The sequence below is a fragment of the Dactylosporangium sp. NPDC049140 genome, from assembly GCF_040648435.1.
Genome location: NZ_JBEZDS010000003.1, coordinates 287,787 through 309,761, shown reverse-complemented (window position 1 = coordinate 309,761; position 21,975 = coordinate 287,787). Strand labels below are relative to the sequence as shown.

The following is a 21,975-nucleotide window of genomic DNA, read 5'->3' as shown; positions in this document are numbered from 1 at the left end:
GGGTTCTCGGTTTTTCGGCGCGGGTTCTCGGTTTTTCGGCGCGCTCATGTAGCTCCTTGCCGGGGCGGGGTGGTGGAAGGCCTCAGCGGACGGGCTCGGGGTAGCCGTCCAGCAGCGGGGACTGGCGGAACAGCGCGGCGATGGCGCCGAGCGCGCCGTCGTCGTCGCCGAGGCGGGCGGCCCGGACCGCGGGGCGGGCGCCGCCGACCGGACACAGCTCACCGGCGAGGATCTCCTCGACGCGGCGGACGAACGCGGGCGCGCGGCGCGGCAGGCGCCCGCCGATGACGACCTGGGCCGGGTCGAGCACGAGGGCGGCGGTGGCCACGACCCGCCCGACGGCCGCCGCGGCCTCGTCGAGCACGGCGTGGGCGACGGGCTCGCCGCGGCCGAGGGCCGCCTCGAACTCGTCGATGGTGCGCACGGGCACGCCCCGGCTCGTGCAGCTGCGCAGCACCGCCGGGATCGACGCGACCGTCTCCAGGCAGCCCCGCTTGCCGCAGCGGCAGGGTTCGCCGCCGGGCCGGGCGGTGACGTGCCCGAACTCGCCGGCCACCCCGCCCGCGCCGGCGACGAGCCGCCCGCCGACGACGAGGCCGCCGCCGATGCCGTCGGAGAGGCGGATGTAGAGCACGTCGTGCACGTCCGGCCCGTCGGTCATCGCCTCGGCCAGCCCGGCGAAGCGCGTGTTGTTGTCCACCACGACCGGCGCGGCGAACCGCTCGCCGAAGGGCGCCGCGAGCTCGGGCGCGGCGGGCCGCGGGCCGGCCACCCCGACGCCGACGCCCTGCAGCGCCCGGAAGCTCACGCCGGTACGGGCGGCGACGCGGTCGATGAGCGCGAACGCGGCGGCGAGGCGCTCGTCCCACGTCGACTCGGCCGGGTAGGCGGCGTGCCCGGCCGCGATGATGTCGTGGGCGGCGTCGGCGATGCGGACCCGGGTGTGGCCGAGGTCGACGCCGAGGAACTGCCCGGAGCTGGGGTCGAGGGTGAGCAGCTCGGCGGGGCGGCCGCTGCCGGCGCGCTTGGCCGCGTCGGTGTCGACGACGACCACGGCGCCGCGGGACAGCAGGTCGCCGGTGATCTCCGACAGCGTGGTGCGGGACAGCCCGACCTTTGTCGCGATCTGCCCGCGGCTCAGGGCGCCGTGCTCACGCAGCACGCGCAGGACGCGCGCCTCATGCGTGCGCCTGACCAGCGCGTGGACTCCCTGAACGGACACGCCGACACGGTAGGCTCACGCGAATTTTTCCGTCAACACTCCGACAGAATTATTCCCTTCTAATGTGATCGGTTATACATGATTTGGGGCCAAAAAAGGGCCCCGCCCGAAGGCGGGGCTCTTCCCTAGTTGCCCTGGGACGGCGCCGTTGCGGGGGTGGCCGCGTCGTTGGCGACCATCTCCGGGTGGCCGGCGACGAACTGGGCCACGTTGTCGCTGCTGTACGCCTTGAGCAGGTCCATCGCCGACTGGTCCAGGACCTCGAACGACTGGCCGTTGATGATCTCGGTCTTGAACTGCCCGTTGTTGGTGCGCAGGGTCATCATGCTGTCGGGGTTGACGCCCTTGAGCGTGAAGATCCAGTCGGCCAGGGAGACGTTGTTGTTGTAGAACGACACCGCCTTGCCGACCGAGCCCAGCACCTCGTTGACCTTGATCGGGTTGGCGAGCACGCCGGCGCTCATCGCCTTCTTCGCCATGGCCTTGATGAACTGCTGCTGATGGCGCTGGCGGCCGTAGTCGCCGTCGTTGTTGGCGAGCTTGTCGCGCTGGCGCACGTAGTCCAGGGCCTCCCACGCCGCGAAGTCACGGCAGCCGACCTCGTACACCATCGGGCGCATGCCGGGCTTGAGGCTGGTCGGGATGCCGTCGGCGTTGAAGTTGTACGGCACGCCCTCGGCCCCGGTCTTGGTGTTCCAGCCGGTGTGGATCGAGGTGGTCTTCTCGTCGACGCACATGTAGACGCCGTCGAGCGCCTTCACCAGCCCGGAGAAGCCGTCGAAGTTGACGATCGCGGCGCCGTTGAACTTGAGGTTGCCCCCGGCCAGGGCGCTGACCGTCTCGGCCAGCAGCGCGAGGCCCCCGTCGCGGCCGCCGCCGTTCTGGTACCCGAACTGGAAGGCGGCGTTGATCTTGTCGGTGCCACCGTTGTACTTGGTCTTCTTGTTCGCCGGGATCCCGACCTTGGTGTCCCGGGGGATCGACATCAGGTAGAGCGCGTCGTGCGAGGCCGGCACGTGGGCGACGATGATCGAGTCGGCCCGCGCCCCCATCTCCTCCTTCTGCACGCGCTCGTCGATGCCGACCAGGAGCAGGTTGATCGGCCCGTCGATGGTCGCGCCGGCCGCCGCCGCATCGCCGAGGCCGCCCTCATGGGTGATCTGGTCGCTGTAATGATTCAGCAACAGATTGCCACCGACGAGCGAGCCCCCGCTGAGCAGCAGCAGAAATGCCCCTCCGATCAGGGACAATCGCGCCCACAACGGGTCTTTCTTCCCACGCTTCTTCGCCATACCACTCCCCGCCACCAACTGTCCCTCGGCGGGCCACAATATCCCCCCGAAGTGTGCGTCCGCGTTTCGTACCTGAAGACGGATTCAGGACAGTGGTTGGTTGCAGTTTCAGCCGATTCTCAGAAATTGCCGTCCAGCAGGGCCACGCCGAGGTCTGTGCACAGGTAGTACACGGAGCGTCCCTGGCGGTTGCGCTCGATCAGCCGGGCCGCGTGGAGCAGGCCCAGCTGCTGGCTGACCGCGCCGATGGACAGGCCGGTGCGGTGCGCGAGGTCCGAAGTGGTGCCGGGGGCGCGGAGCAGGTCGAGGAGGCGGGCGCGGGCCGGGCCGAGGACTCCTCCCAGCGCCGCGGCCTGTGCCCCGGCTCCCTGCGCCGCGCCGCGGGCCCCCGTCGCCGTGCGCCGCTCCCCCGCCATCGGCCGGCCCATCCCCTCCCAGAGCGTGCCGATCGCACGGGCCGGGTACACGGCGCCGGGCGCCGACTCGTCCGAGCACGAGATCAGCGGCCCCTTGTCGGCGAAGACCGACGGCATGAGCGGAAAGCCACGCCCGCTCACCGAAAGTGACTGCGTCCACCGGTCGGCGATGACGAGCCGGTCGCCGTCCCAGCGCGCCGTCGGGTGGAGCGTGTCGAACAGCAGCCGGGCGCCACCGGTGGCGAGCTGGCGCGCACGGTACGCGATGTCGGACTCCAGCAGCGCCCGCATCCGCGGCCAGTGCGGCCCGATCGCCGCGTCGTGCCAGGCCCGGGCCGCGTCGACGAGCCGCGGGAGCATGACCCCGGGCTCGTCGGCCAGCCGCTGCGCGAGCGGGTCGAGCGGGCGCGACTCGGCGGTGACGAGCACGTCGCGGCGCACCTCGGCGGCCGGCGTGGCGCGCACGGCCTCGAGCTCCTCACCGATCCCGACGAGCGGCGAGCCCGGCGGCGGGGTCAGGAAGTCCGGCAGCCATGAACGCGGCCGCGCGAACGCGCAGAGCAACTGAACGTGCACCGCGAGCTCCCGCCGCCGGGCGAGACCACGGGCCACCTTGATCCACGGCAGGTGCAGCGCGTGCCGCCCGGGCTGCGCCAGGGCCCACAGACTGGCGACGGTCTCCCACAGCGGCGACACGCAGAACCGGATCTCCGCCACATCGGCGACCTCGAACCGCACCTCCGACACGCGTGTCCCCCCGTCCGTCCACATGCGACCTTTCGGCCGTGCCGAAAACCTTCGCAGTTGTACCGCGGGAGCCGCTGAACTGTCACCCATGAACTTCCTGCCGCCCCGGGGCGTCGCCCGGTCACTCTGCGTGCAGTCGCTCGTCTGGGCCACGGGCAACGGCGTCTTCGCTACGGGCAGTGCCGTGTTCTTCCTCAACGTGACCGGCCTGTCGCCCGTGCAGGTGGGCATCGGCCTGTCGGTGGCCGGAGCCCTGGCCCTGGCGGGGGCGGTGCCGCTGGGGCGCGTGGCGGACCGGATCGGGGGGCGGCGGGCCTGGCTGTGGGGGGTGCTCGGGGAGGCGGCGGCCCTGGCGCTGTACCCGGCGATCCACGGCTTCGCGGCGTTTCTGGCGCTGGTGGCGTTGCCGGCGCTGGCGGAGGCCCTGGCGGCGGCGGGCCGGCTGGTGTACCAGACCGCGGTCCTTCCGCGCTCGGAGCGCTTGCGGACGCTGGCGTTCGTGCGCTCGGCGATGAACGTGGGCTTCTTCGCGGGCGGCGGCCTGGCGGCGGTGCCGTTGGCGATCGGGACGCACTGGGCGTACCGGTGCATGGTCCTGGCCGCCGCCCTAGGCCTGCTGGTCAATGCCCTGTTGATCGCCCGCTTGCCCGCGCCCCCTTCTCCGCCCGCGCCGTCCTCTCCGCCCACACCGTCCTCTCCGCCCTCGCCCTCCTCTCCGCTCACGCCTTTTTCTGCGCCCGAGCCCATCTCTTCAACTGCACCTTCGCCTCCAACCGCACCGCTCTCTCCGCCCGCCGCTCCTTCTCCGCCCACCCCTTCCCCGTCTGCAGCTTCTGCTTCGACCTCAGCTTTTTCTTCGCCAGCTTCCCCGGCCGGGTCTCCGGCTGTTTCTCCAAGCCGGGCCGGGGTGTGGCGGGACCGACCGTTCCTGGCGCTGGTTGCGCTGTGCAGCCTCCTGGCCTCACATGCGTCACTGACCACCGAAGTGATCCCGCTGTGGCTGACGGCCCGCACCGACGCACCGAGGGTGATGCTGGCCGTACTCTTCGCGGTCAACACCGCGATGTGCGTGGCACTGCAGGTAGTGGCCAGCCGAGGCGCCGACACGCCGGCCGGCATCGTGCGCGCTCTGCGCCGCGGCGGTCTGGTGTGCGCCCTGGCCTGCCTCCCCCTGGCCTTGGCCGGCGCCGCGACGGGCGGTATGACGATCGCCCTGCTCCTGACCGGCTCCGCCCTGGTCACACTGGGTGAGCTGTGGCAGTCGGCCGGTTACTGGGGCCTGACCACGGAACTCCCGCCGCCGGCCGCGCGCGGCGAGTACGTCGGCGCCGCGCGCATGTCGTTCGGCCTGCAGAGCATGCTGGGCCCGGCATCGCTGACCTTCCTGGCGATGCACGGGGACGGGCCCGGCTGGGCCGCAATCGCGGCCGCGTTCGTCGCCGGGGCGGTCCTGACCGCCCCGGTGATGCGCTGGGTGACGTCAACGCCACGCTCCGTGGCCATGACGCCGACTCCAGCACTCGCCGACGCCGGCACACGCTCCGTCGCCGCGCGATGACACCAATCCCAGCCACCGCCATGACCCGCACACGGGCGGTCCACGGCTGACACGACTCCCGCACACGGTCCACGGCCAGCCACGACCCACGCACACGGTCCACGGCCGACCATGACTCCCACACGGTTCACCGCCGACCACGACCCACGCACACGGTTCACGGCCGACCACGACTCACGCACACGGTTCATGGCCAGACACGACCCCACATACCGTTCACGGTCGGCCACGACCCCCGGCGCGCGACCCCTGCGCGCCACGACCCCTGCGCCCGAGTCCCAGGCGGGCCCGGCCCTCGCCCCGACGGTTTCGGCCTTGGGTGCCCCGCCGGGATGACATCAGGCCAGGGTGCGGCGCCCTCGCGACGACGGGTCCGCCGAGGCGTCCGCAGGGCGCCGCGGCACCTCGCGCCCCCGGCTCCCGTGCCGCGATGACATCGATCACGGGCGCGGCACGCGTCGCGCTCACGACTGCGGGTGTACAACCGGCGTGATACACAGTTTGTACCGGATCATGTTGGAGGGGGACGAGTTGGGCGCGCTGCAGCGGTTCGAGAAGCGGCTGGAAGGCATGGTGGAGGGCACCTTCGCCAAGGTCTTCAAGGGCGTGGTGCACCCGGTCGAGATCCTCAACGCGATGCAGGGCGAGGCCAACGCCAACCAGTCGCAGATGACCGGGGGGCGGATCCTGGTCCCGAACCGGTACATCATCGCCCTCGCCCCGGCCGACCACACCCGCCTGGCGCCGTTCGCCGCCGCGCTGGCGCAGGAGCTCGCGCAGTCCCAGGCCGAGTACGTCGGCGAGCAGGGCTGGGCCGTGTACGGCGACATCGTGGTGGAAATCACGCGCGGTGACGATCTCGACACCGGGCTGTTCCGCGTCGCCGCCCAGGTGTACACGGGCGGGCAGGTCACGCCCGGTGAGGGCTTCGGCGTACGCCTGGTGACGGAGGACGGCCAGAACTACCCGCTCACCGAGGGCGCCATCATCATCGGCCGCGGCGAGCAGGCATCGCTGCGCCTGGCCGACGTGGGCGCGTCGCGGCAGCACGCCCGCGTCGAGTACGACGGCAACCGCGCCGTCTTCACGGACCTGGGCTCGGCCAACGGCTCGGTGGTCAACGGCCGCCGCGTCGACACCGTGATCCTGCACCCGGGCGACGAGATCGTCATCGGCACGACGCGCCTGTCGTTCCGCGTCTGACCCGGGGCGGCACGCTACGCCGCTCCCGGGCTGTCGCTCCGCACGCCTGACGGGCCGGCGCGCTTCCCGGACGCCACCAACGCCGTCGCCGGTTCCTCAACGACGACTGACGGTCAGCAGGTTCGCAGGAGGCGGTCCAGGACCCGTTCGCCGAACTCCAGGCCGTCCAGCGGTACCCGCTCGTCGATGCCGTGGAACAGCGCGGTGAAGTTCAGGTCCGGCGGCAGGCGCAGCGGGGCGAAGCCGAAATGGCGGATCCCCAGGCGCTGGAAGGACTTGGCGTCGGTACCGGCCGAGAGCATGTACGGCAGGAGGCGCGCGCCCGGGTCCTCGGCGTCGATCGCCGCCGCCATCGCGTCGACCAGGCGGCCGTCGAAGGTGGTCTCCACCGGGGGCAGCATGTCCCAGTCCATCTCGACGTCCGGGCCGAGCACCTCGGCCAGTTCGCGCTCGAAGGCGCGCTCGCGGCCCGGCAGCATCCGGCCGTCCACGGTCGCCTCGGCCACGGACGGTACGACGTTCGCCTTGTACCCGGCCTTGAGCATCGTCGTGTTGGCGGTGTCACGCAGCGTGGCGCCGATCATGCGGGACAGTGAGCCGAGGCGCGCGACCGCCGCCTGGGGGTCGTCGGGGTCGAAGGCGACGCCGGTCAGGTCGCTCACGCCGGCCAGGAAGTCGCGTACGGCCGGGTGCAGGACCTGCGGGAACTCGTGGGACTCGAGGCGGGCCAGGGCCTTGGTCAGCTTGGCCACGGGGTTGTCGGTGTGCAGCATCGAGCCGTGGCCCGGCGTGCCGCGCACCTTCAGCCGCAGCCACATGACGCCCTTCTCCGCGGTCTCGACGAGGTACGCGCGCACGTCGTCACGCACCGTGTACGAGAAGCCACCGACCTCGCTGATCGCCTCGGTGACGCCGTCGAACAGGCCGCGGTGCTGCTCGACGAGCCAGCCGGCGCCCTGCCGCCCGCCCGCCTCCTCGTCGGCGACGAACGCGAACACCAGGTCGCGCGGCGGGACGATGTTGTCGCGCTTGAACCGGCGCGCGACGGCCAGGGCCATGGCGACCATGTGCTTCATGTCGATGGCGCCGCGGCCCCACAGGTACCCGTCGCGGATCTCGCCCGCGAAGGGCGGGACGGACCATTCGGACGCGTCGGCCGGTACCACGTCGAGGTGGCCGTGCACGAGCAGCGCGCCCCGGCTCGGGTCGGCCCCGGGCAGGCGCACGACGACGTTGCCGCGCTTGGGGGCCGACTCGAGGTACACCGGCTGGAATCCCGCATCGGCGAGGCGCTCGGCGACGAACTCCGCCGCGGGCCGCTCGTTGCCGGTCGCTCCGTCGTCGCTGGTGTTCGTGGTGTCGTACCGCACCAGTGCCCGCGCGAGATCGACGACTTCGCTCATCCGGTAACCGTATTGGCATTCACAGGCAGTTGGCAGGTCTACGTGATTGCGCGCACAGCCCCGCGGTGCACGGTCGTCGGGACAGGTCCGACTTCCTCAGGAGTACGCGCGATGAGCTCAGCCCACGACGACCCGGCCGCCACGCCGGAATCCTCGCCCGCTGCGGGTCCGGCGTCTCCGTCCGACGCCACCGCACCCACGGCCCCGTCGGCGACGCCGACCGGAGCGACCGCCGCGCCCGCAACGGCTTCAATGTGGGCCGGCCCGCCGAAGACCCAACCGGCATTCGAGGAGCCCGCACAGCCCGCGGTCGCCGCGCAGCCCGCGGTCGCCGCGCAGCCCGCGGTCGCCGCGCAGGCCGACCGGACGGCGGCGCTCAACGCTCCGCCAGTCCCGTCCGCCGAGGCTCCGGCCTGGGCCGATGCGACGGCCGGGCAGCCGATCCCACCCGCCTCGACCCCCGCTTGGGCCGATGCGACGGCGGGACAGCCGATCTCCGGCCCGCCCGGTGCGGACACCGCGCCGGCCTGGGCCTCGACGGCTCCGGCCGCCGAGGGCGGTACCCCGGCCCCCCAGCGCTCCTCCCGGCTCAAGCTCGGCATCGTCGCGGCCGTGTCCGCGGTCATCGTCATCGGCGGCGGCGTCGCGGTGGCGCAGGCGGCGAGCGACAGCAACAACACGCAGAACGGCCCCGCGGCGGGCCGCGCACCCGGCGGTGGCCCGGGCTTCCCCGGCGGCCAGGGCAACCAAGGCCAGGGCAACCAGGGCCAGGGCAACCAGGGCCAGGGATTCCCGAACAACCAGGGCCAGAACGGCGGCGGCGCAGCCCAAGGCTTTCCCGGCGGCGGCTTCGGCCGCGGCGGGATCAGCTCGCTCGGCGGCGCCCTGCACGGGGACTTCGTGGTGAAGGACGGCAATGGCCAGTACGTGACGCAGCGCCTCCAGACGGGCACGGTCACCGCGGTCAGCGCCACCTCGATCACGGCGAAGAGCGAGGACGGGCACGCCACCACGTACGTGGTCGGGGACGGCACGAAGGTCGACAACGGCGCCGCGAAGATCGCCGACGTGAAGAGCGGCGACACCGTCACCGTCATCGGCACCGTCTCCGGCGACACCGCGACGGCGTCCGAGATCACCGACACGGCCCTGATGCGTCGGGGTAATGGCGGTAACGGTCAGCGCCCCGCGAGCCCCCGGCCGACCAAGACCACCTGATTACCGATTACTGGATTACCGGTAATCGTAATGCCGGTAATCCGGCGGCGGTTACGAAAAGAGTGCGGCGCGGAGGTTACCGGCCCGGCGGAAGCTGCCGAGGCGGGTGGAAGGCCAGCGGCGCGTGGGCGGGCATCGGCGCCTGGGTGGGCATCGGCGGGCGGCGGTACAGGCCGATCGCCCGCCCGCCCAGGGACCGCGTCGCGGTGCCGTTCGTGACCCCGCCCAGGATGATCGCCAGGCCGGGGATGACCTTGGCGGCCATCTTCTTCACCGCGCGCACGCCGGCCATCTGGGCGAGCTTGAGGCCCAGGCGCATGAGGACCTTGCGCATCTCCGGGCGGTCCGCCGGCAGCAGGGCGCCGACGCTCTCGCGGCCCCGGGCGACGGCCAGCGCGGTGCGGGCGGTCTGGGTGTACTTGTGGATGCCCTGCAACACCAGCAGGTCCACGGCCCGGTCGGGGTGCGCCGGGTCGAGGCCGTAGTTGGCCGCGAGCATCAGCACCATCCGCGCCTGCGTCCAGGCCAGCACGCCGACGTCGAGGAGGGCGCCCGCGACCGGGACCGCACCGCCGACGGCGCCGGAGAGGCGGGACTGGTTGACGTACCGGTAGACGATCATGTCGGCGAGCGCGTCGGCCGGGGCGCCCGGGTTCTGGCCCTTGAGTTTCTGCAGCTCGGCGGCCATTCGCGGGCCCAGCCGGGTGACCGCCTCGAGGGCGAGGTGCTCGGGGGCGAACTCCGGGTCGGCCTTCATCTTCGCCCACAGCCTCGGCGGGGGCCCCTCGACCCGCGGCGCACCCGGGTCCGTCAGGTCCTCGCCCGGATCGACCGGCGGGGCGGCCGGGGCAGGCGCGGCAAAGGAGGGTTCGGTGGAGGCGGGCTCGGTCGTCACGCGTCAACGGTAAAGACAACGTGCCACGTCATGGAGTCCGGAAGCCGTTCGCCATCAGATCGTCATATTTACACCGCCGGGTACGCTCGATCATGTGAGCCTGCCGGAGTGGGCGCCCGACGGCGTCGATGTGACCGTTCCCAACGCGGCCCGGGTGTACGACTACGGCCTGGGCGGGTATCACAACTTCGCGGTCGACCGCGAGTTCGCCGAGCAGCTCATCTCCGCCTGGCCCGGCATCCTGCAGGTCGCGCACACCAACCGGGCGTTCCTCGGCCGCGTCGTGCGCTGGCTGGCGGCGCAGGGCGTGCGGCAGTACCTCGACATCGGCTCCGGCATCCCCACGCGCGGCAACGTCCACGAGGTCGTGCAGGCGATCGATCCGCAGGCGACGGTGGTGTATGTCGACATCGACGACGTCGCCGTCTCCCACGGCCAGGCGATCCTCGCCGGCAACGCGCGCGCCGTGGCCATCGGCGGCGACCTGCGCCACCCGGCGCGCATTCTCGGCCACGAGCGGGTGCGCGCCCTGATCGACCTGGAGCGCCCGGTCGCGGTGCTGCTCGTCGCGGTCCTGCATTTCCTGGGCGACGAGGACGAGCCGCCGCGGCTGGTGCGCGAGCTCGCCGCCGCGCTCGCCCCGGGCAGCTACGTCGCCGTCTCGCACTTCACCGCGGTCGATGACCTCGGGCTGGAGCACGAGCGGATCACGAAGTTGTACGACCGGACGCCCACCTCGGTCCGCACCCGCACCCCGCAGCAGGTGGCGGAGATCCTCGGCGACCTCGAGCTGGTCGAGCCGGGCATAGTGCCGGTCACGAGCTGGCACCCGGACCCCGGCGAGCCGGTCGAGGACGAGCAGCGCTCGGTCCTCGGCGCCGTGGCGCGCAAACCGGTGTGATCCCGGTTGCGGGACAGTTCGACCTTTGACAGTTAGAACTCTAACCTTTAGAGTTCTAAGCATGGACGCACCCGAGTTCACCACCCCCGTCGACCTGATCCGCTGGATCGGGTGGGCGCTGCAGAAGGCCGGCGAGGACTGGATCCGTTCGCGCGAGCTCAGCTTCGCGCAGGCCTTCGCGCTCGGGTACCTGGTCAAGACCCCCGGCGCGATCCAGCGCGACATCGCCGACATCACCCGCACCAGCGCCGCGAGCGTCTCCAGCCTCCTGCAGGGGCTCGAGCGCCGCGGGCTCGTCGAGCGCCGCGCCGAGAGCGGCAACGAGCGCAGCAAGCAGGTCTACGCGACCGCGGCCGGCGAGGAGCTCATCGCCGGGTTCGACACCGCGATGGCCGAGGCGCAGGAGACGATCCTGGCCCCGCTGGACGAGGCCGAGCGCGCGTCCCTGCACGCCCTCCTGACGAAGATCACCGCGGAGCTGCCGCGCCCGACGCGGTCATAACCGCCAAATCCTGACAGAAGCCCCACCACGCGTCGGCAACCGCCGCCGCGCGATCAAGCCTGCCCGAAATCAACTGCCCCGGAGAGGAGCAGCCATGAGCACCGCCACCCTCGAGCACCCGGTGGCCGACGCCGCCGGCACCAACCGCTGGTACCTGTCCGCGGCCCCGATCGCCCGCGCCCTCGTCCACCTCTGCGTCCCGATGGCCGCCGCGATGATCGTCGGCGCCGTCTACAACGTCATGAACGCCGGCTTCATCGGCTCGCTGCACAACACGGCCCTGCTCGCCGCCATCACGTTCGGCACCCCCCTGCTCGGCCTGGTCATGGCCGTCGGCAGCGTGTTCGGCGTCGGCGGCAGCGCGCTCATCTCCCGGCTGCTCGGCGCGTCGGAGCACGACCCCGCCAAGGCCGGCGAGATCAAGCGCGTCTCGTCGTTCGCCCTCTGGGGCGCGGTCGGCGCCGGGGCGTTCTTCGGCGGCCTCGGCCTGCTCCTCCTGCACCCGCTGGTGGCCCTGCTGGGAGCCGACGAGGCGGCGGTACCGGCGACGAACGACTACGTCATCGTCATGCTCGCCTTCGTGCCGGTACTGGCCGCGGCGTTCTGTCTCGAGCAGCTCGTGCGGGCCGAGGGCGCCGCCCGCCAGGCCATGATCGGGCTCATCGCCTCCACGGTCGCCAACCTCGTCTTCGACGTGCTGTTCATCCTGGTACTGCCCTGGGGCGTGGCCGGCGCGGCGCTGTCGGTCGGCCTCGCGAACCTCGTCAGCGTCGCGTACTTCGCCTTCTGGCTGCAGCGGCACAGCGAGCACGTGAACCTCGCGCCGCGCTGGTTCACGCTGTCCCCCGCCGTGCTCAAGCCGGTCTTCGGCGTCGGCGTCGGCGAGCTGCTGCAGGCCGCCTTCCTCATCGTCACCAGCCTGGTGCTCAACCGTCTCGCGGTCGCGTACGGCGACGGCCCGCTCGCCGCCATGGGCGTCGCGGTGCGCATCGCCCAGGTGCCGGAGTTCCTGGTCATGGGGGTCACGATCGGCGTGCTGCCGTTGCTGGCGTACTCGTACGGCAAGGGCGACCGCACCCGTCTCACGGCCGCCCTGCGCGGCTCGGCGCTCACGGTCGGCGCCATCGTGCTGGTCTTCTCCACGGCGGTGTTCGTCTTCCGCGAGCAGGTGCTCACCGCGTTCCTGGCCGACCGCTCGGCGCTCGGCATCGGCGTCACGATCCTCCTGGCCCAGCTCGTGGCCATGGTCGTGAACGGCTTCCGGGGCCTGATCACCTCGCTGTTCCAGGCGACCGGCCGTGCGGTACCGGCGATCGTGATGTCCACCGCCCAGGGCGTGCTGTTCATCCCGATCGTGCTGCTGGGCGACGTCTGGTTCGGCCTGCCCGGCATCGTCTGGGCCCTGACCGTCACCGAGGGCATCGTCTTCCTGGTCGGCGCCGTCATGTGGCTCGCGTCCCGCCGCGCGATCGACCGCGGCCTGGCCGAGGGCAGCCCGGAGCGCGCCGAGGCGGTGCTGGAGCAGGCCGAGGCCTGATCAGAAGAGGCCTGAACCGGTCACCCGATCGCGATCGTGCCACGGGCCGGACGGCGGGCGGCGACGAGCAGCAGGCCGCCCGCGAACTTCGGCGGCTCGCCGAGGTCAGGAGCGCCTTCTCCGGCCGGGGCGAGGGTGTCGACCGGCAGCGGGGCGCCGTCGCGCAGGGCGAAGCGGGCGGCCGCACGGCCCTCGCGCGGGCGGGTGCCGGCCGGGTCGTGCAGGACCGTCACGGCGCCCGCGTAGGCGAACACGGACCGGAGCAGCGTCAGCTCCCCGGACTGCTCCGGGTCGAACGCGGTCTCGCGGGTCCAGGTGGCGGAGCCGTCGGCGAGGGCGTGCGCCTCCAGCGTGAAGGGCCGCGTCCGCGAGCCCCACACGACCGTCCCGCCGGAGAGGCCCGCGAACTCGTACGCGCCGTGGTGCTCGTCGCGCCACCGCTCGGCGCCGGAGTCGAGGTCGAGCACGGTCACGCCGGCGTCGCGGAACACCAGCACCGCGCCGTCGGCGACCGCGCCGGGCAGGAGCCGGAAGCCGCCCGTGGCCGGCCACGTCCAGCGGACCGCGCCGGTCGCGTCCACCCGCTGCAGGCCGCCGTCGACGACACCGAGCAGGCCCGGGCCGTACCGCAGCAGGCCCCGGCAGCCGGCGGCCGTCGGCACCCGCCACGCCCGCCGGCCGGTCCGCAGGTCGAGCGCCTCCAGGGCGGCCGTCCCGCCGGACGGGCAGAGCCCCCGGACCAGCAGGCCCGGCAGGGTCGCCGCGGCCTGCTGGCCCTCGTCGTCGGCGACGTCGAGCAGGAGCCGGCCGGTGCGTGCGTCGAGCACGGCGGTGTGCGGCCGGGGCCTCCCGGTGCTGCGGCTGCCGTCGCGGGCCCAGCGCACGACGACCTCGTCGCCGCTCGCGACGGGCGCGCGCAGCTCGGAGGTGTGGCGGAACTCGGCCCGCCACCGCGGCTGCCCCGTCGCCGGGTCGAGGCCGGTGAGGGTGCGCTCGTGGGTGAACACGGGCACCGCGGCCCCGGCTACGAGCCCCTCGAAGTCCCGGTCCGGGGCGGCCCACCGCACGGCGAGGCTCCCGCCGGGCGACCAGGGGGTCAGGGCGGCCGATGCGGACACCGCGATGTCGTCGCCGCGCTGGACGGGCAGGATGACCGCGACCGCCGCGACCGGCAGCGCGAGCGCCAGGGCCGCACCGCCGGCGGCGGTCCGCCGCGAGGCCGGCGCAACCGGGCCGGCCGGCGCCGCGAGCCCGAGCGCGACGAGGAGCAGCCCGGTCACCACGGCCGGCCAGAACGGCCCGGCGGCCGGGTCCGCCGCGACGAGCCAGCCCAGCACCGCCGCGACGACCGCGGCCACGGCCACGGCCCGCGCCAGGCGCACCGACCGGTTACCCTGCGCGTCGCGCCAGACCACGATCAGGACCACCGCGCCGGCCGCGACGGGCCACAGCGGCCCGGACGGGGCCCGATCGCCGATGTCCGCCGTCAACCAGACGGTCGCGACCAGCAGGAACGCTCCCCCGACCGCGACGGACCGCCCAAGTACCGTCACGGCGCCCAGGGTAAACGCGTTGACAAGCATGTGAATCTTGGCGCGTGACGACGGACATCATCGCGGTCACCGGCGCGACAGGCGCCCTGGGCCGGCTCGTGCTCGACCGGCTCCGGGAACGCGTCCCGCCCGAACGGATCGTCGCCGTCGTGCGCGACCCGGGCCGCATCGACGGCGTCGAGGCGCGCCGCGGCGACTACGACGAACCGGAGAGCCTCGCCGCCGCGTTCGCCGGCGTCGACCGGCTGCTGCTCATCTCCTCGCCGGAGCTGGACCCGGCGCGCCGGGTGGCCCAGCACCGCAACGCGATCGCCGCGGCCGGCCACGTGAAGCTGCTCGCGTACACGAGCCTGCTCGGGGCCGAGCGGGCCGGGCCGGGCGTGGCCGAGGCCCACCACGCGACGGAGGCGCTGATCCGCGCGGCCGGGGTGCCGTACGCGATGCTGCGCAACCCGTTCTACACCGAGGCGTTCGCGCATCCCGGGCTGCGGGACCTCGACGAGCTGACCAGCGGTACCGGCGGCCGCGGCCTCAACACCGCGACCCGGGCCGACCTCGCGGAGGCGGCGGCCGCGGTCCTCACCGGCGACGGGCCCGGCGGCCGCGCCCATGACCTCACGGGTCCACTGTGGACGTACCCGGAACTGGCCGAGCTGCTCGGCATCCCGTACCGCGAGGAGCCGCCCGCGGGCCCGATGGGCTACCTGCACGGCCTGGCGAAGGCGGGCCTCCTGGAGCGGCAGACCGACGATCTGCGGGCGCTGCTCGGCCGCGCGCCGACCGGGATCACGGCCGCCATACGATGAGGTCGGGCGGGCCCATGCGCTCGGCGAACCGGCCCGCCGGCGAGGCCTCGGCCAGCCGGCCGCGCAGGTCCGACTCGAAGGCCGCCCGGCGCTCGCCGAAGCGGGGCGGGGTCGAGCTCGACAGGGAGTACACCGCGGAGACCAGCTCGTCGGCGGAGCGCTCCACGACCTCGCCCGGCCACGGGGTGAGCCGGACCGGGCCCCGGTAGCCGGCCGCGCGCATCACATCCTCCTCGCCGGCGCGGGTGGCGCCGCGCGGGCCCAGGTAGCTGCGCACCAGGTCGTCGATCGCGTCCCACGGCGGGCGCGGCCACGGCAGCTCGTCGTCGCCGGCGACGCCGCGGTGGGTGTTGCCGCCGACGTGCACCCAGGCGCCGCCGGGCTCGAGCATGCCGCGCACCCGCGCGGCGACCAGGGGCTGGTCCATCCAGTGGAACGACTGCGCGAACGTGACCACGCGGAAGGTGCCGAGGCCCGCGGGCAGGTCCTCGCCGCGCAGGACGTGCCACTCGATCTCCGGGGCGCGGCGGGCCGCCTCGGCGATCATGCCGGCGTCGGGGTCGACCCCGACGGCCGCCGCGAACAGCGGGGCGAGCAGCGTGGTGAGCGAGCCGGGGCCGCAGCCGACGTCGAGCAGCCGGCCGGTGCCGTCCAGGCCCAGCTCGTCCCGCAGCGCCGCGGCGAACTCGTTCGGGTACGGCCGCCGCCCGATCGGGTAATGCGGCGCCGCGCCTTCGAAGTTCACGCGTTCTCCACCTTCTTGACGAGCGTCTCGAAGGCGAGGTCCGGGCGGCGGGGCACGCCGAAGCGCTCGTCGCCGTACGGGAACGGGCTGATCTCGCCGGTGCGCGCGTACCCGTGCCGCTCGTACCAGGCGATGAGGTCCTCGCGCTGCACGATGACGGTCATGCGCACCTCGGCCGCGTCCCACTCTTCGCGGGCGAAGCGCTCGGCCTCGCCCAGCAGCCGCGCCCCGAACCCGCCGCGCTGGCGGCCCGGGTCGACGGCGAACATGCCGAAGTAGGCGTACCCGTCCCGCTGCTCCAGCTGCGCGGAGGCCACGATCGCGCCGGCGTCGTCGAGCGCGAGGAGCACCGTGCTGCCCGGCTCGGTGATCGCCGCGGCGACCATCGCGGGGTCGGTACGCTGCCCGTCGAGCAGGTCGGCCTCGGTGGTCCACCCGGCCCGGCTGCTGTCACCGCGGTAGGCGGACTGGACGAGGTCGACGATCGCGGGCACGTCGGCGGCGTCGGCGGCACGAAAGGTCACACCCCATCATGAAGGGTCGGCCGGAAGTCACTACCGCTGGCCCTACCTTTCGGCGGCAAGCTGGCGGGATCGATTCGGGGCCCGGTCCGGAGCAGGCTGGTGAGCATGCGGGAGACCATCGCCGTCGCCGAACGGCACGACCTCGAAGCGGTGCTGCGGACGGCCCTCGACGAACTGTGCCGGCTCGGCGTCACGGGGGCGCAGGGGCAGGTGCACGCCGGCGGGCGGGACGTCGTCGCGTGGGCCGGGGCGGGGATGCCGGCCGCGGGGCGCTTCCGGATCGGCGGCGCGACGGCGGCCTTCACGGCGGCGGTGGTACTCCAGCTCGCCGCCGAGGGCAGCCTGTCGCTCGACGACGAGGTCGCGGCGCTGCTGCCCGGGGTGCTGACGGACCCGCGCATCACGGTGCGGCACCTGCTGCAGCACACCAGCGGGCTGCCCGACTACATCGGGGCGCTCGCGGGCGGCTCGCGGCTCGCCCACCACGACCCGGAGGCGCTCGTCGCGCTGCGCAGCGGGCCGGCCGCGGTACCGGGGACACAGTGGACCTACTCGCACACCGACTACGTGCTCGCGGGCCTCGTGGTGCGCGCGGTCACCGGCCGGTCCTGGGCCGAGCAGGTGCGCAACCGGATCGCCCGGCCGCTCGGGCTGCGCGACACCTACTTCCCGTACGACCACCCGTCGCTGCCGCGCTCCTCGGCCCGCGCCTACCAGCAGCTGGTGCCGGGCGGACCGCTGCTGGACGTCACCGAGCTCAACCCGACGGCGCTGGACGCGGCCGGCGGCCTGGTGAGCACGACCGCCGACCTGACCCGGTTCTGGTGCGCGCTGCGCCGCGGGGAGCTGCTCGGCCCGGACGCGCTCGCGGAGCTGGACCGGACCGTGCCCGCCGGGCCGTACCAGGACGTGCGCGCCGGCCTCGGGTTCGGGCTGGGCGCGTTCCGGGTGCCGAGCGCCGGCGGCGGGTTCTGGTCGCACCCGGGCGACGTGCCGGGCACCGCCACCTGTAACGGGGTGAGCGACGACGGGTCGCGCTCGGTGGTGCTGTACCGCACGACGACCCCGGCCGATCCGGTGCTGCGCGCGGACCTGGACGCGCGGGCGCTGCGCCTCGTCGAGGACCTCCTGACGCTGGACTAGCGCGGGTCCTGTCATCCGCCGTTGCTGTTCAGGTTGTACTTTTCTGAGCCTGCCGTTCGCTCGCGTGCACGAGCACCGAGCACCACATGCGGAAGGGCCGCCACGGTTCGGCGATCCGCAGCATCTCGGCGTCGGTGGGGTCCTGACTCATGCGGTACAACCGGCGGATCCCGGATCGGGTGAACCCTTCGGCGGGGACGGCGTCGGCCCGGCCGGCCCCGCGCAGCACGATCCCGGTGGCGAAGAAGTCGCCGATCCCCCGCAGCCGCTTCACGTCGGCGTAGGCCTCGGCGAGCGGCAGCGCCCGCAGCCGGGCACGGTCGAGGCGCCCGTCGAGCGCGGCGTCGGCGATCCCGTGCAGCCGCGCCACCTTCTCCGCGTCGACGCCCGGCAGCTCGGTCCGGCCGCGCAGCACCTGCGGCGCCGGGAACGCGTGCACCACCCGCCCGCCGGCCTCGATCGCCGCCCCGAACTCCCGCGCGATGCGGGCGCGGATGGCCCGCTGCTGCGTGATGCGCATGCGATGACCGATGACGAACGCGCAGGCCGCCTCGTACGGCGAGTGGAACAGCACCGGCCGCAGGTACGCGTGCTCGCGCTGCAGCTCCCCGATGACCGGGTCGCGCTCGCCGACCGCGGCCCAGCCGGTGCCGTCCTCGTCCAGCGACAGCGTGGCGAGCGCCTGCTCCCAGGCCGCGGCCGGCCCGGTGACCGTGCCGGTGACCGCGTCGCCGTCCTGGCGGAGCGCAACCGCGGCGGAGTGCTCCCAGCCCTCGACCGGGAACGCCATGAGGATCGAGCTCGGGTCGTCGGCGGGCTGCACCCAGCCGCCGAAGAACTCCTGCTGCCGGGCCATGTCGTAGGGCCCCGTGATGCGTGTGTGCATGTGGCAGATCCTGCCGGGCAAAACACGACACGTGTTGTCATGTTTTCCGCGGTACCTTCGGAGGCATGCGCGGCGACCGCCTCCTCTCCCTCGTCCTGCTCCTGCAGGCCCGCCCGGGCGCGGCCGCCCCGGAGCTGGCCGAGCGCCTGGGGGTGTCGGTCCGCACCGTGCTGCGCGACGTGGAGGCGCTGAGCGGGGCGGGCATTCCGGTGTACACCGAGCGGGGGCGCAACGGCGGGGTGCGGCTGCTGGACACGTACCGGGCGGGCCTGGCCCACCTGAGCCGGGCCGAGGGCGCGGGCCTGGCCGTCGGCCAGTCGCGCCTGGCCGGCGACCTGGGCCTGGGCGACGCCCTCGACACCGCGCTGGAGAAGCTGACCGGGGCCGGCGGCGGGGCCCTGCGCGGCGGCCTGGCCGACGGGCGCAGCCACGTGCTCGTGGACGTCGACCCGTGGATGCGCTCGGGCGAGCCGGTCCCCCACCTGCCCGCCATCCACGAGGCGCTGCTGCGGGGCCGGCGTCTCGACGTGGCGTACCGCGACAGCGAGGGCCGGGCCGGCCGCCGGACGGTCGACCCGGTGGGCCTCGTGGCCAAGGCCGGCGTCTGGTACCTGGTGACGGCCGAGCCGGCCCTGCTGCGCGTGGCCCGCGTCGACGCCTGCACCGCCCGCCCCGACGCGGCCGAACGCCCGCCCGGCTTCGACCTCGCCGCGACGTGGGCCGCCCTGCGCTCCGGCGTCGAGTCCCGCCCGCGCGACCTGGCGGTCGTCGCCGAGGTACACCCGTCGGCGGCCGCCCTCGCGCGCCGGCTGCTGGCCCGGCACCTGACCGGCGGCGCGGGCACCCGGCTGGAGCTGTCGTTCAACGGCACGGAGCACGCGGTGGGCAGCCTGCTCGGGCTGGGCGCCCGCGTGGAGGTGCTGTCGCCGGCCCCGGTCCGCGCGGCCCTGCGCGAGGCGGGGCTGGCGGTCGCGGCCCTCTACGCCGCCGACCGGGTCCCGGGGTAGGCGACGTAGGCGAACCGGGTGCTGTCGGGGGCCCAGCTGTTGACGTTGAGGCTGCCCTGGCCACCGAAGATGCGGGCGACCGGGGTGGCTCCCGGCCAGTCGTCGGTGCGCGCGGTCATGATGTCGACCCAGAGGTCGGCGGGGTGCCCCTCGGTGCCGGGCGGGAAGGCGACGAACGCGGCCCGGCGGCCGTCCGGGGACAGGTGCGGGAACCAGTCGACGGTGTCGGACCGGCGGAGCCGCTCGGGCGCACCGCCTTCGACGGGGACCCGGGCGAGCTGGGCGTGCCCGGTGAACTGTTCGGTGTTGAAGTAGAGCCACCGGCCGTCCGGGGAGTACTCGGACCCGTCGGCCGGGTGGTCGGTGTCGGTGATCCGGCGGTAGTCCCCGCCGCCGGCGGACATGGTGAAGACGTCGGCGCGCATCGCGGTACCGCCGGCGGCCGGTTCGAGGCCGATGAACGCCAGCCGCTCGCCGTCGGGACTGACACCGTGCAGGAAGTGCATGAGGCCGTCGGCGGTGGTGATCCGCCGGGTCGGGCCGCCGGCCAGGGACGCCTCGTAGATGTGCCAGTCCGTCGCGGAGACGAAGATGCGGGCGCCGTCGGGCGCGAGGACGTGGTCGTTGTTGAGCGGGGGAACGCCGTCGAGCGGGATCGGCGTCAGCGCCGGCGCGTCGAGGGGCACCGACCACAGTTGCCCGGCGCCGTTGACGATGAGCCGGGCGCCGTCGAGGGTCCAGTTGGGCGCCTCGAACAGCAGCTCGCCGGACTCCAGCAGCAGCTCGCTCCGGCCGGTCACGGCGTCGGCGATCCACAGCTGGGCTCGTTGCCCGGCGGCCAGCTCCCGATACCCCGGACCCCCTCCGGTCCGGTCCGGCCGGTCGGTCACGGGCGGACCGCCCCGCCGGTGCGGATCGCCGTGGCGGTGGCCGCGATCAGGCGCTGCAGGCGGACGCCGTGGTGGACGTCGAGGGGTTGCCGTTGCTCGCCGCGCACCGTGCGGACGAACTCCCCGACGATGGTGCGCTGGACGTCGCCCGGCTCGTAGGGCGTCGGGTCGGCGAGGTGCACCCGGCCGGCGGTCGTGACGGCCTCGGCCTCCAGGACCCCGCCGGGGCCCGGCGTGGTGCCGGAGATCGCGACGTGGCCGCGGGCGCCGCCCTCGTGCACGGTCGTCACGGTCACCACCTCGCCGGCCTCGGCCGCGCGGAGCTCGGCGACCGGGCCGGCCGTCGCCTCGAGCAGGTCGAGGGTGTGCGGCCCCAGGTCGGGCAGGACGGCCTGGGCCTCCCGCCGCCACGGCGTGGCGAACGGCGAGCCGTCGAGCGCGCCGCCGCCGAAGTACGCGACCCGCACATAGCCGGGCCGCGCGCCGGCGGCCTGGGCGAGGAACGTGCGCACCTGGTCGGTGTAGCGGTAGGTGAGCATCAGCTGGGTCGCGACGCCGGCGGCGTCGGCGGCCGCGGCGACCGCCTCCGCGGCGGCGACGGTGAACCCGACCGGCTTCTCCAGCAGCAGGTGCCGGCCGGCCCGGGCCGCGGCGACGGCGAGCTCGGCCTGCACGTCGGGCGGCACGGTGAACGCCACCGCGTCGCAGGCCGACAGCAGGTCCTCGAACGAGCCGGCCGCGGTGGCGCCGTGCCGGTCGGCCACCGCGACGGCGGCCTCGGCCCGGCGCGCCCAGACCACGTCGAGCGACACGTCGGGCGCCGCGGCCAGCATGGGCGCGGTGAACATGTTGGCCCAAGGCCCGGCGCCGACAAGACCGATCCGGATCATCGGCCCAACGGTATCAGCGCGCGGAATTCTTACCGAACGAGAACGAACGTTGTGCACGACCCGGCGGGGGTGCAGGCTGTGCGCATGCGTTGGGTGTTGCTCATTGTCGGCGCGCTCGCCCTCCTCGCCGGGATCGTGTGGACGTTGCAGGGGCTGGATGTGCTGGGCGGCAGCTCGATGAGCGGCTCGACCCAGTGGGCGATCATCGGCCCGATCGTCGCCGTCATCGGCCTGGTGCTGCTCCTGCGCGGCGCGCGCCGGAGCTAGCTCGGCCCCAGTGGCGCCGGGCCCGCCAGCCGATTCGGGGCGGGCTCCTTCAGCTCCACCAGCAGCGCGAACGAGTCGGTGGAGCCGATGTTCTCGCCGATGTGATCCTGCGCGCCCACCCACCGCGCCTGCCCGGCCTCCAGGGAGACCTCGGCGGTACGCCCGCCCGAGGAGACGCGGCGCTCGAACGCGCATACCGGCACGAGCACGCTGTCGGGGTGGTGGTGCTCATGGGTGCGGTCGCCCGGCTGGTCGCGGTACTCCAGCACGCGCACCCGCTCGTTCTCGAACACGACCCGGTAGAGGCCGGGATCCGTCACCACGGGGTCCGCGGTGGTTTCGTGGGACTTGAGTACCATGGGACCACGGT

Annotated in this window: 22 protein-coding genes; 10 read left to right on the top strand and 12 right to left on the bottom strand. The window is 73.8% G+C overall.

Annotated features, from left to right (window positions below):
- Nucleotides 1–82: 82 nt before the first annotated feature.
- The 3 genes from AB0B76_RS07750 to AB0B76_RS07740 all read right to left on the bottom strand — a co-directional run bounded on the left by AB0B76_RS07750 (nt 83) and on the right by AB0B76_RS07740 (nt 3,677).
- Nucleotides 83–1,222, bottom strand: coding sequence for an ROK family transcriptional regulator (locus AB0B76_RS07750; protein ID WP_360371066.1), 1,140 nt, complete (start codon nt 1,220–1,222; stop codon nt 83–85).
- A gap of 125 nt (nt 1,223–1,347) precedes the next feature.
- Nucleotides 1,348–2,514 carry an LCP family protein gene (locus AB0B76_RS07745; RefSeq protein ID WP_360371063.1) on the bottom strand — a complete coding sequence of 389 codons (1,167 nt, stop codon included), beginning with the start codon at nt 2,512–2,514 and terminating at the stop codon, nt 1,348–1,350.
- Between the two features lie 119 nt (nt 2,515–2,633).
- Nucleotides 2,634–3,677 carry an ArsR family transcriptional regulator gene (locus AB0B76_RS07740; protein ID WP_360371060.1) on the bottom strand — a complete coding sequence of 348 codons (1,044 nt, stop codon included), beginning with the start codon at nt 3,675–3,677 and terminating at the stop codon, nt 2,634–2,636.
- Between the two features lie 88 nt (nt 3,678–3,765).
- Between AB0B76_RS07740 and AB0B76_RS07735 the strand changes: the two genes are divergently transcribed.
- Both AB0B76_RS07735 and AB0B76_RS07730 read left to right on the top strand, forming a co-directional pair.
- Nucleotides 3,766–5,235, top strand: coding sequence for an MFS transporter (locus AB0B76_RS07735; RefSeq protein ID WP_360371057.1), 1,470 nt, complete (start codon nt 3,766–3,768; stop codon nt 5,233–5,235).
- Between the two features lie 513 nt (nt 5,236–5,748).
- Nucleotides 5,749–6,438: a DUF3662 and FHA domain-containing protein gene (locus tag AB0B76_RS07730; RefSeq protein ID WP_360371054.1), complete on the top strand. Its 690-nt coding sequence runs from the start codon at nt 5,749–5,751 to the stop codon at nt 6,436–6,438.
- 113 nt (nt 6,439–6,551) lie between these two features.
- Here the strand turns inward: AB0B76_RS07730 and AB0B76_RS07725 are convergent, their stop codons facing one another.
- On the bottom strand, nt 6,552–7,841 hold the full coding sequence (locus AB0B76_RS07725; RefSeq protein ID WP_360371051.1) for a M20/M25/M40 family metallo-hydrolase: 1,290 nt from the start codon (nt 7,839–7,841) through the stop codon (nt 6,552–6,554).
- A gap of 111 nt (nt 7,842–7,952) precedes the next feature.
- Here AB0B76_RS07725 and AB0B76_RS07720 point away from each other — a divergent pair, with 111 nt between their 5' ends.
- Nucleotides 7,953–9,059, top strand: a complete 1,107-nt coding sequence (locus AB0B76_RS07720) for a hypothetical protein (RefSeq protein WP_360371048.1) — start codon at nt 7,953–7,955, stop codon at nt 9,057–9,059.
- Between the two features lie 76 nt (nt 9,060–9,135).
- On the opposite strand, the gene AB0B76_RS07715 is transcribed toward AB0B76_RS07720, so the two are convergent.
- The gene (locus AB0B76_RS07715) at nt 9,136–9,954 is read right to left on the bottom strand and encodes an EcsC family protein (RefSeq protein WP_360371045.1); all 819 of its coding nucleotides are present in this window, start codon (nt 9,952–9,954) and stop codon (nt 9,136–9,138) included.
- Nucleotides 9,955–10,048: 94 nt separating this feature from the next.
- Between AB0B76_RS07715 and AB0B76_RS07710 the strand changes: the two genes are divergently transcribed.
- The 3 genes from AB0B76_RS07710 to AB0B76_RS07700 all read left to right on the top strand — a co-directional run bounded on the left by AB0B76_RS07710 (nt 10,049) and on the right by AB0B76_RS07700 (nt 12,894).
- Nucleotides 10,049–10,855 carry an SAM-dependent methyltransferase gene (locus tag AB0B76_RS07710; protein WP_360371042.1) on the top strand — a complete coding sequence of 269 codons (807 nt, stop codon included), beginning with the start codon at nt 10,049–10,051 and terminating at the stop codon, nt 10,853–10,855.
- A 61-nt stretch (nt 10,856–10,916) separates the two neighbouring features.
- The gene (locus AB0B76_RS07705; protein WP_360371039.1) at nt 10,917–11,357 is read left to right on the top strand and encodes a MarR family winged helix-turn-helix transcriptional regulator; all 441 of its coding nucleotides are present in this window, start codon (nt 10,917–10,919) and stop codon (nt 11,355–11,357) included.
- 94 nt (nt 11,358–11,451) lie between these two features.
- Entirely contained in the window at nt 11,452–12,894 is a 1,443-nt protein-coding gene (locus AB0B76_RS07700) for an MATE family efflux transporter (protein WP_360371036.1), read from the top strand.
- Between the two features lie 20 nt (nt 12,895–12,914).
- Here the strand turns inward: AB0B76_RS07700 and AB0B76_RS07695 are convergent, their stop codons facing one another.
- The gene (locus AB0B76_RS07695; protein ID WP_360371033.1) at nt 12,915–14,447 is read right to left on the bottom strand and encodes a PQQ-binding-like beta-propeller repeat protein; all 1,533 of its coding nucleotides are present in this window, start codon (nt 14,445–14,447) and stop codon (nt 12,915–12,917) included.
- A gap of 44 nt (nt 14,448–14,491) precedes the next feature.
- On the opposite strand from AB0B76_RS07695, the gene AB0B76_RS07690 reads away from it, so the two are divergent.
- Nucleotides 14,492–15,253: an NAD(P)H-binding protein gene (locus tag AB0B76_RS07690; protein ID WP_360371031.1), complete on the top strand. Its 762-nt coding sequence runs from the start codon at nt 14,492–14,494 to the stop codon at nt 15,251–15,253.
- Here the strand turns inward: AB0B76_RS07690 and AB0B76_RS07685 are convergent.
- A complete protein-coding gene (locus AB0B76_RS07685; protein ID WP_360371028.1) occupies nt 15,234–15,998 on the bottom strand; it encodes a class I SAM-dependent methyltransferase in 765 nt (254 codons plus the stop codon). The genes AB0B76_RS07690 and AB0B76_RS07685 overlap by 20 nt on opposite strands.
- Entirely contained in the window at nt 15,995–16,522 is a 528-nt protein-coding gene (locus AB0B76_RS07680) for an N-acetyltransferase (protein WP_360371025.1), read from the bottom strand. The genes AB0B76_RS07685 and AB0B76_RS07680 overlap by 4 nt, the downstream gene beginning before the upstream one ends.
- A 105-nt stretch (nt 16,523–16,627) precedes the next feature.
- On the opposite strand from AB0B76_RS07680, the gene AB0B76_RS07675 reads away from it, so the two are divergent.
- Nucleotides 16,628–17,665 carry a serine hydrolase domain-containing protein gene (locus tag AB0B76_RS07675; RefSeq protein WP_360371023.1) on the top strand — a complete coding sequence of 346 codons (1,038 nt, stop codon included), beginning with the start codon at nt 16,628–16,630 and terminating at the stop codon, nt 17,663–17,665.
- A 28-nt stretch (nt 17,666–17,693) separates the two neighbouring features.
- Here the strand turns inward: AB0B76_RS07675 and AB0B76_RS07670 are convergent, their stop codons facing one another.
- A complete protein-coding gene (locus AB0B76_RS07670) occupies nt 17,694–18,551 on the bottom strand; it encodes a hypothetical protein (protein WP_360371020.1) in 858 nt (285 codons plus the stop codon).
- Nucleotides 18,552–18,616: 65 nt separating this feature from the next.
- On the opposite strand from AB0B76_RS07670, the gene AB0B76_RS07665 reads away from it, so the two are divergent.
- Nucleotides 18,617–19,558 carry a WYL domain-containing protein gene (locus tag AB0B76_RS07665; RefSeq protein ID WP_360371017.1) on the top strand — a complete coding sequence of 314 codons (942 nt, stop codon included), beginning with the start codon at nt 18,617–18,619 and terminating at the stop codon, nt 19,556–19,558.
- On the opposite strand, the gene AB0B76_RS07660 is transcribed toward AB0B76_RS07665, so the two are convergent.
- Nucleotides 19,531–20,448 (bottom strand): biopolymer transporter Tol, encoded by a 918-nt coding sequence (locus AB0B76_RS07660; protein ID WP_360371014.1) that lies wholly within the window; start codon nt 20,446–20,448, stop codon nt 19,531–19,533. The two genes, AB0B76_RS07665 and AB0B76_RS07660, sit on opposite strands and share 28 nt — an antisense overlap.
- A complete protein-coding gene (locus tag AB0B76_RS07655; RefSeq protein WP_360371011.1) occupies nt 20,445–21,338 on the bottom strand; it encodes a Gfo/Idh/MocA family oxidoreductase in 894 nt (297 codons plus the stop codon). The genes AB0B76_RS07660 and AB0B76_RS07655 overlap by 4 nt, the downstream gene beginning before the upstream one ends.
- Nucleotides 21,339–21,422: 84 nt before the next feature.
- Between AB0B76_RS07655 and AB0B76_RS07650 the strand changes: the two genes are divergently transcribed.
- Entirely contained in the window at nt 21,423–21,605 is a 183-nt protein-coding gene (locus AB0B76_RS07650) for a hypothetical protein (protein ID WP_360371008.1), read from the top strand.
- Here AB0B76_RS07650 and AB0B76_RS07645 read toward each other — a convergent pair.
- Complete coding sequence (locus AB0B76_RS07645; RefSeq protein ID WP_360371006.1) at nt 21,602–21,964, bottom strand: cytoplasmic protein; 363 nt, start codon at nt 21,962–21,964, stop codon at nt 21,602–21,604. The two genes, AB0B76_RS07650 and AB0B76_RS07645, sit on opposite strands and share 4 nt — an antisense overlap.
- Nucleotides 21,965–21,975 lie beyond the last annotated feature (11 nt).

Excerpts from the sequence above, each read along its gene's own strand:
- AB0B76_RS07745 (WP_360371063.1), bottom strand. The coding sequence starts at position 2,514 with ATGGCGAAGAAGCGTGGGAAGAAAGACCCGTTGTGGGCGCGATTGTCC.
- AB0B76_RS07735 (WP_360371057.1), top strand. The coding sequence starts at position 3,766 with ATGAACTTCCTGCCGCCCCGGGGCGTCGCCCGGTCACTCTGCGTGCAG.
- AB0B76_RS07730 (WP_360371054.1), top strand. The coding sequence starts at position 5,749 with ATGTTGGAGGGGGACGAGTTGGGCGCGCTGCAGCGGTTCGAGAAGCGG.
- AB0B76_RS07725 (WP_360371051.1), bottom strand. The coding sequence starts at position 7,841 with ATGAGCGAAGTCGTCGATCTCGCGCGGGCACTGGTGCGGTACGACACC.
- AB0B76_RS07720 (WP_360371048.1), top strand. The coding sequence starts at position 7,953 with ATGAGCTCAGCCCACGACGACCCGGCCGCCACGCCGGAATCCTCGCCC.
- AB0B76_RS07705 (WP_360371039.1), top strand. The coding sequence starts at position 10,917 with ATGGACGCACCCGAGTTCACCACCCCCGTCGACCTGATCCGCTGGATC.
- AB0B76_RS07700 (WP_360371036.1), top strand. The coding sequence starts at position 11,452 with ATGAGCACCGCCACCCTCGAGCACCCGGTGGCCGACGCCGCCGGCACC.
- AB0B76_RS07675 (WP_360371023.1), top strand. The coding sequence starts at position 16,628 with ATGCGGGAGACCATCGCCGTCGCCGAACGGCACGACCTCGAAGCGGTG.
- AB0B76_RS07670 (WP_360371020.1), bottom strand. The coding sequence starts at position 18,551 with ATGCACACACGCATCACGGGGCCCTACGACATGGCCCGGCAGCAGGAG.
- AB0B76_RS07665 (WP_360371017.1), top strand. The coding sequence starts at position 18,617 with ATGCGCGGCGACCGCCTCCTCTCCCTCGTCCTGCTCCTGCAGGCCCGC.
- AB0B76_RS07655 (WP_360371011.1), bottom strand. The coding sequence starts at position 21,338 with ATGATCCGGATCGGTCTTGTCGGCGCCGGGCCTTGGGCCAACATGTTC.
- AB0B76_RS07650 (WP_360371008.1), top strand. The coding sequence starts at position 21,423 with ATGCGTTGGGTGTTGCTCATTGTCGGCGCGCTCGCCCTCCTCGCCGGG.
- AB0B76_RS07645 (WP_360371006.1), bottom strand. The coding sequence starts at position 21,964 with ATGGTACTCAAGTCCCACGAAACCACCGCGGACCCCGTGGTGACGGAT.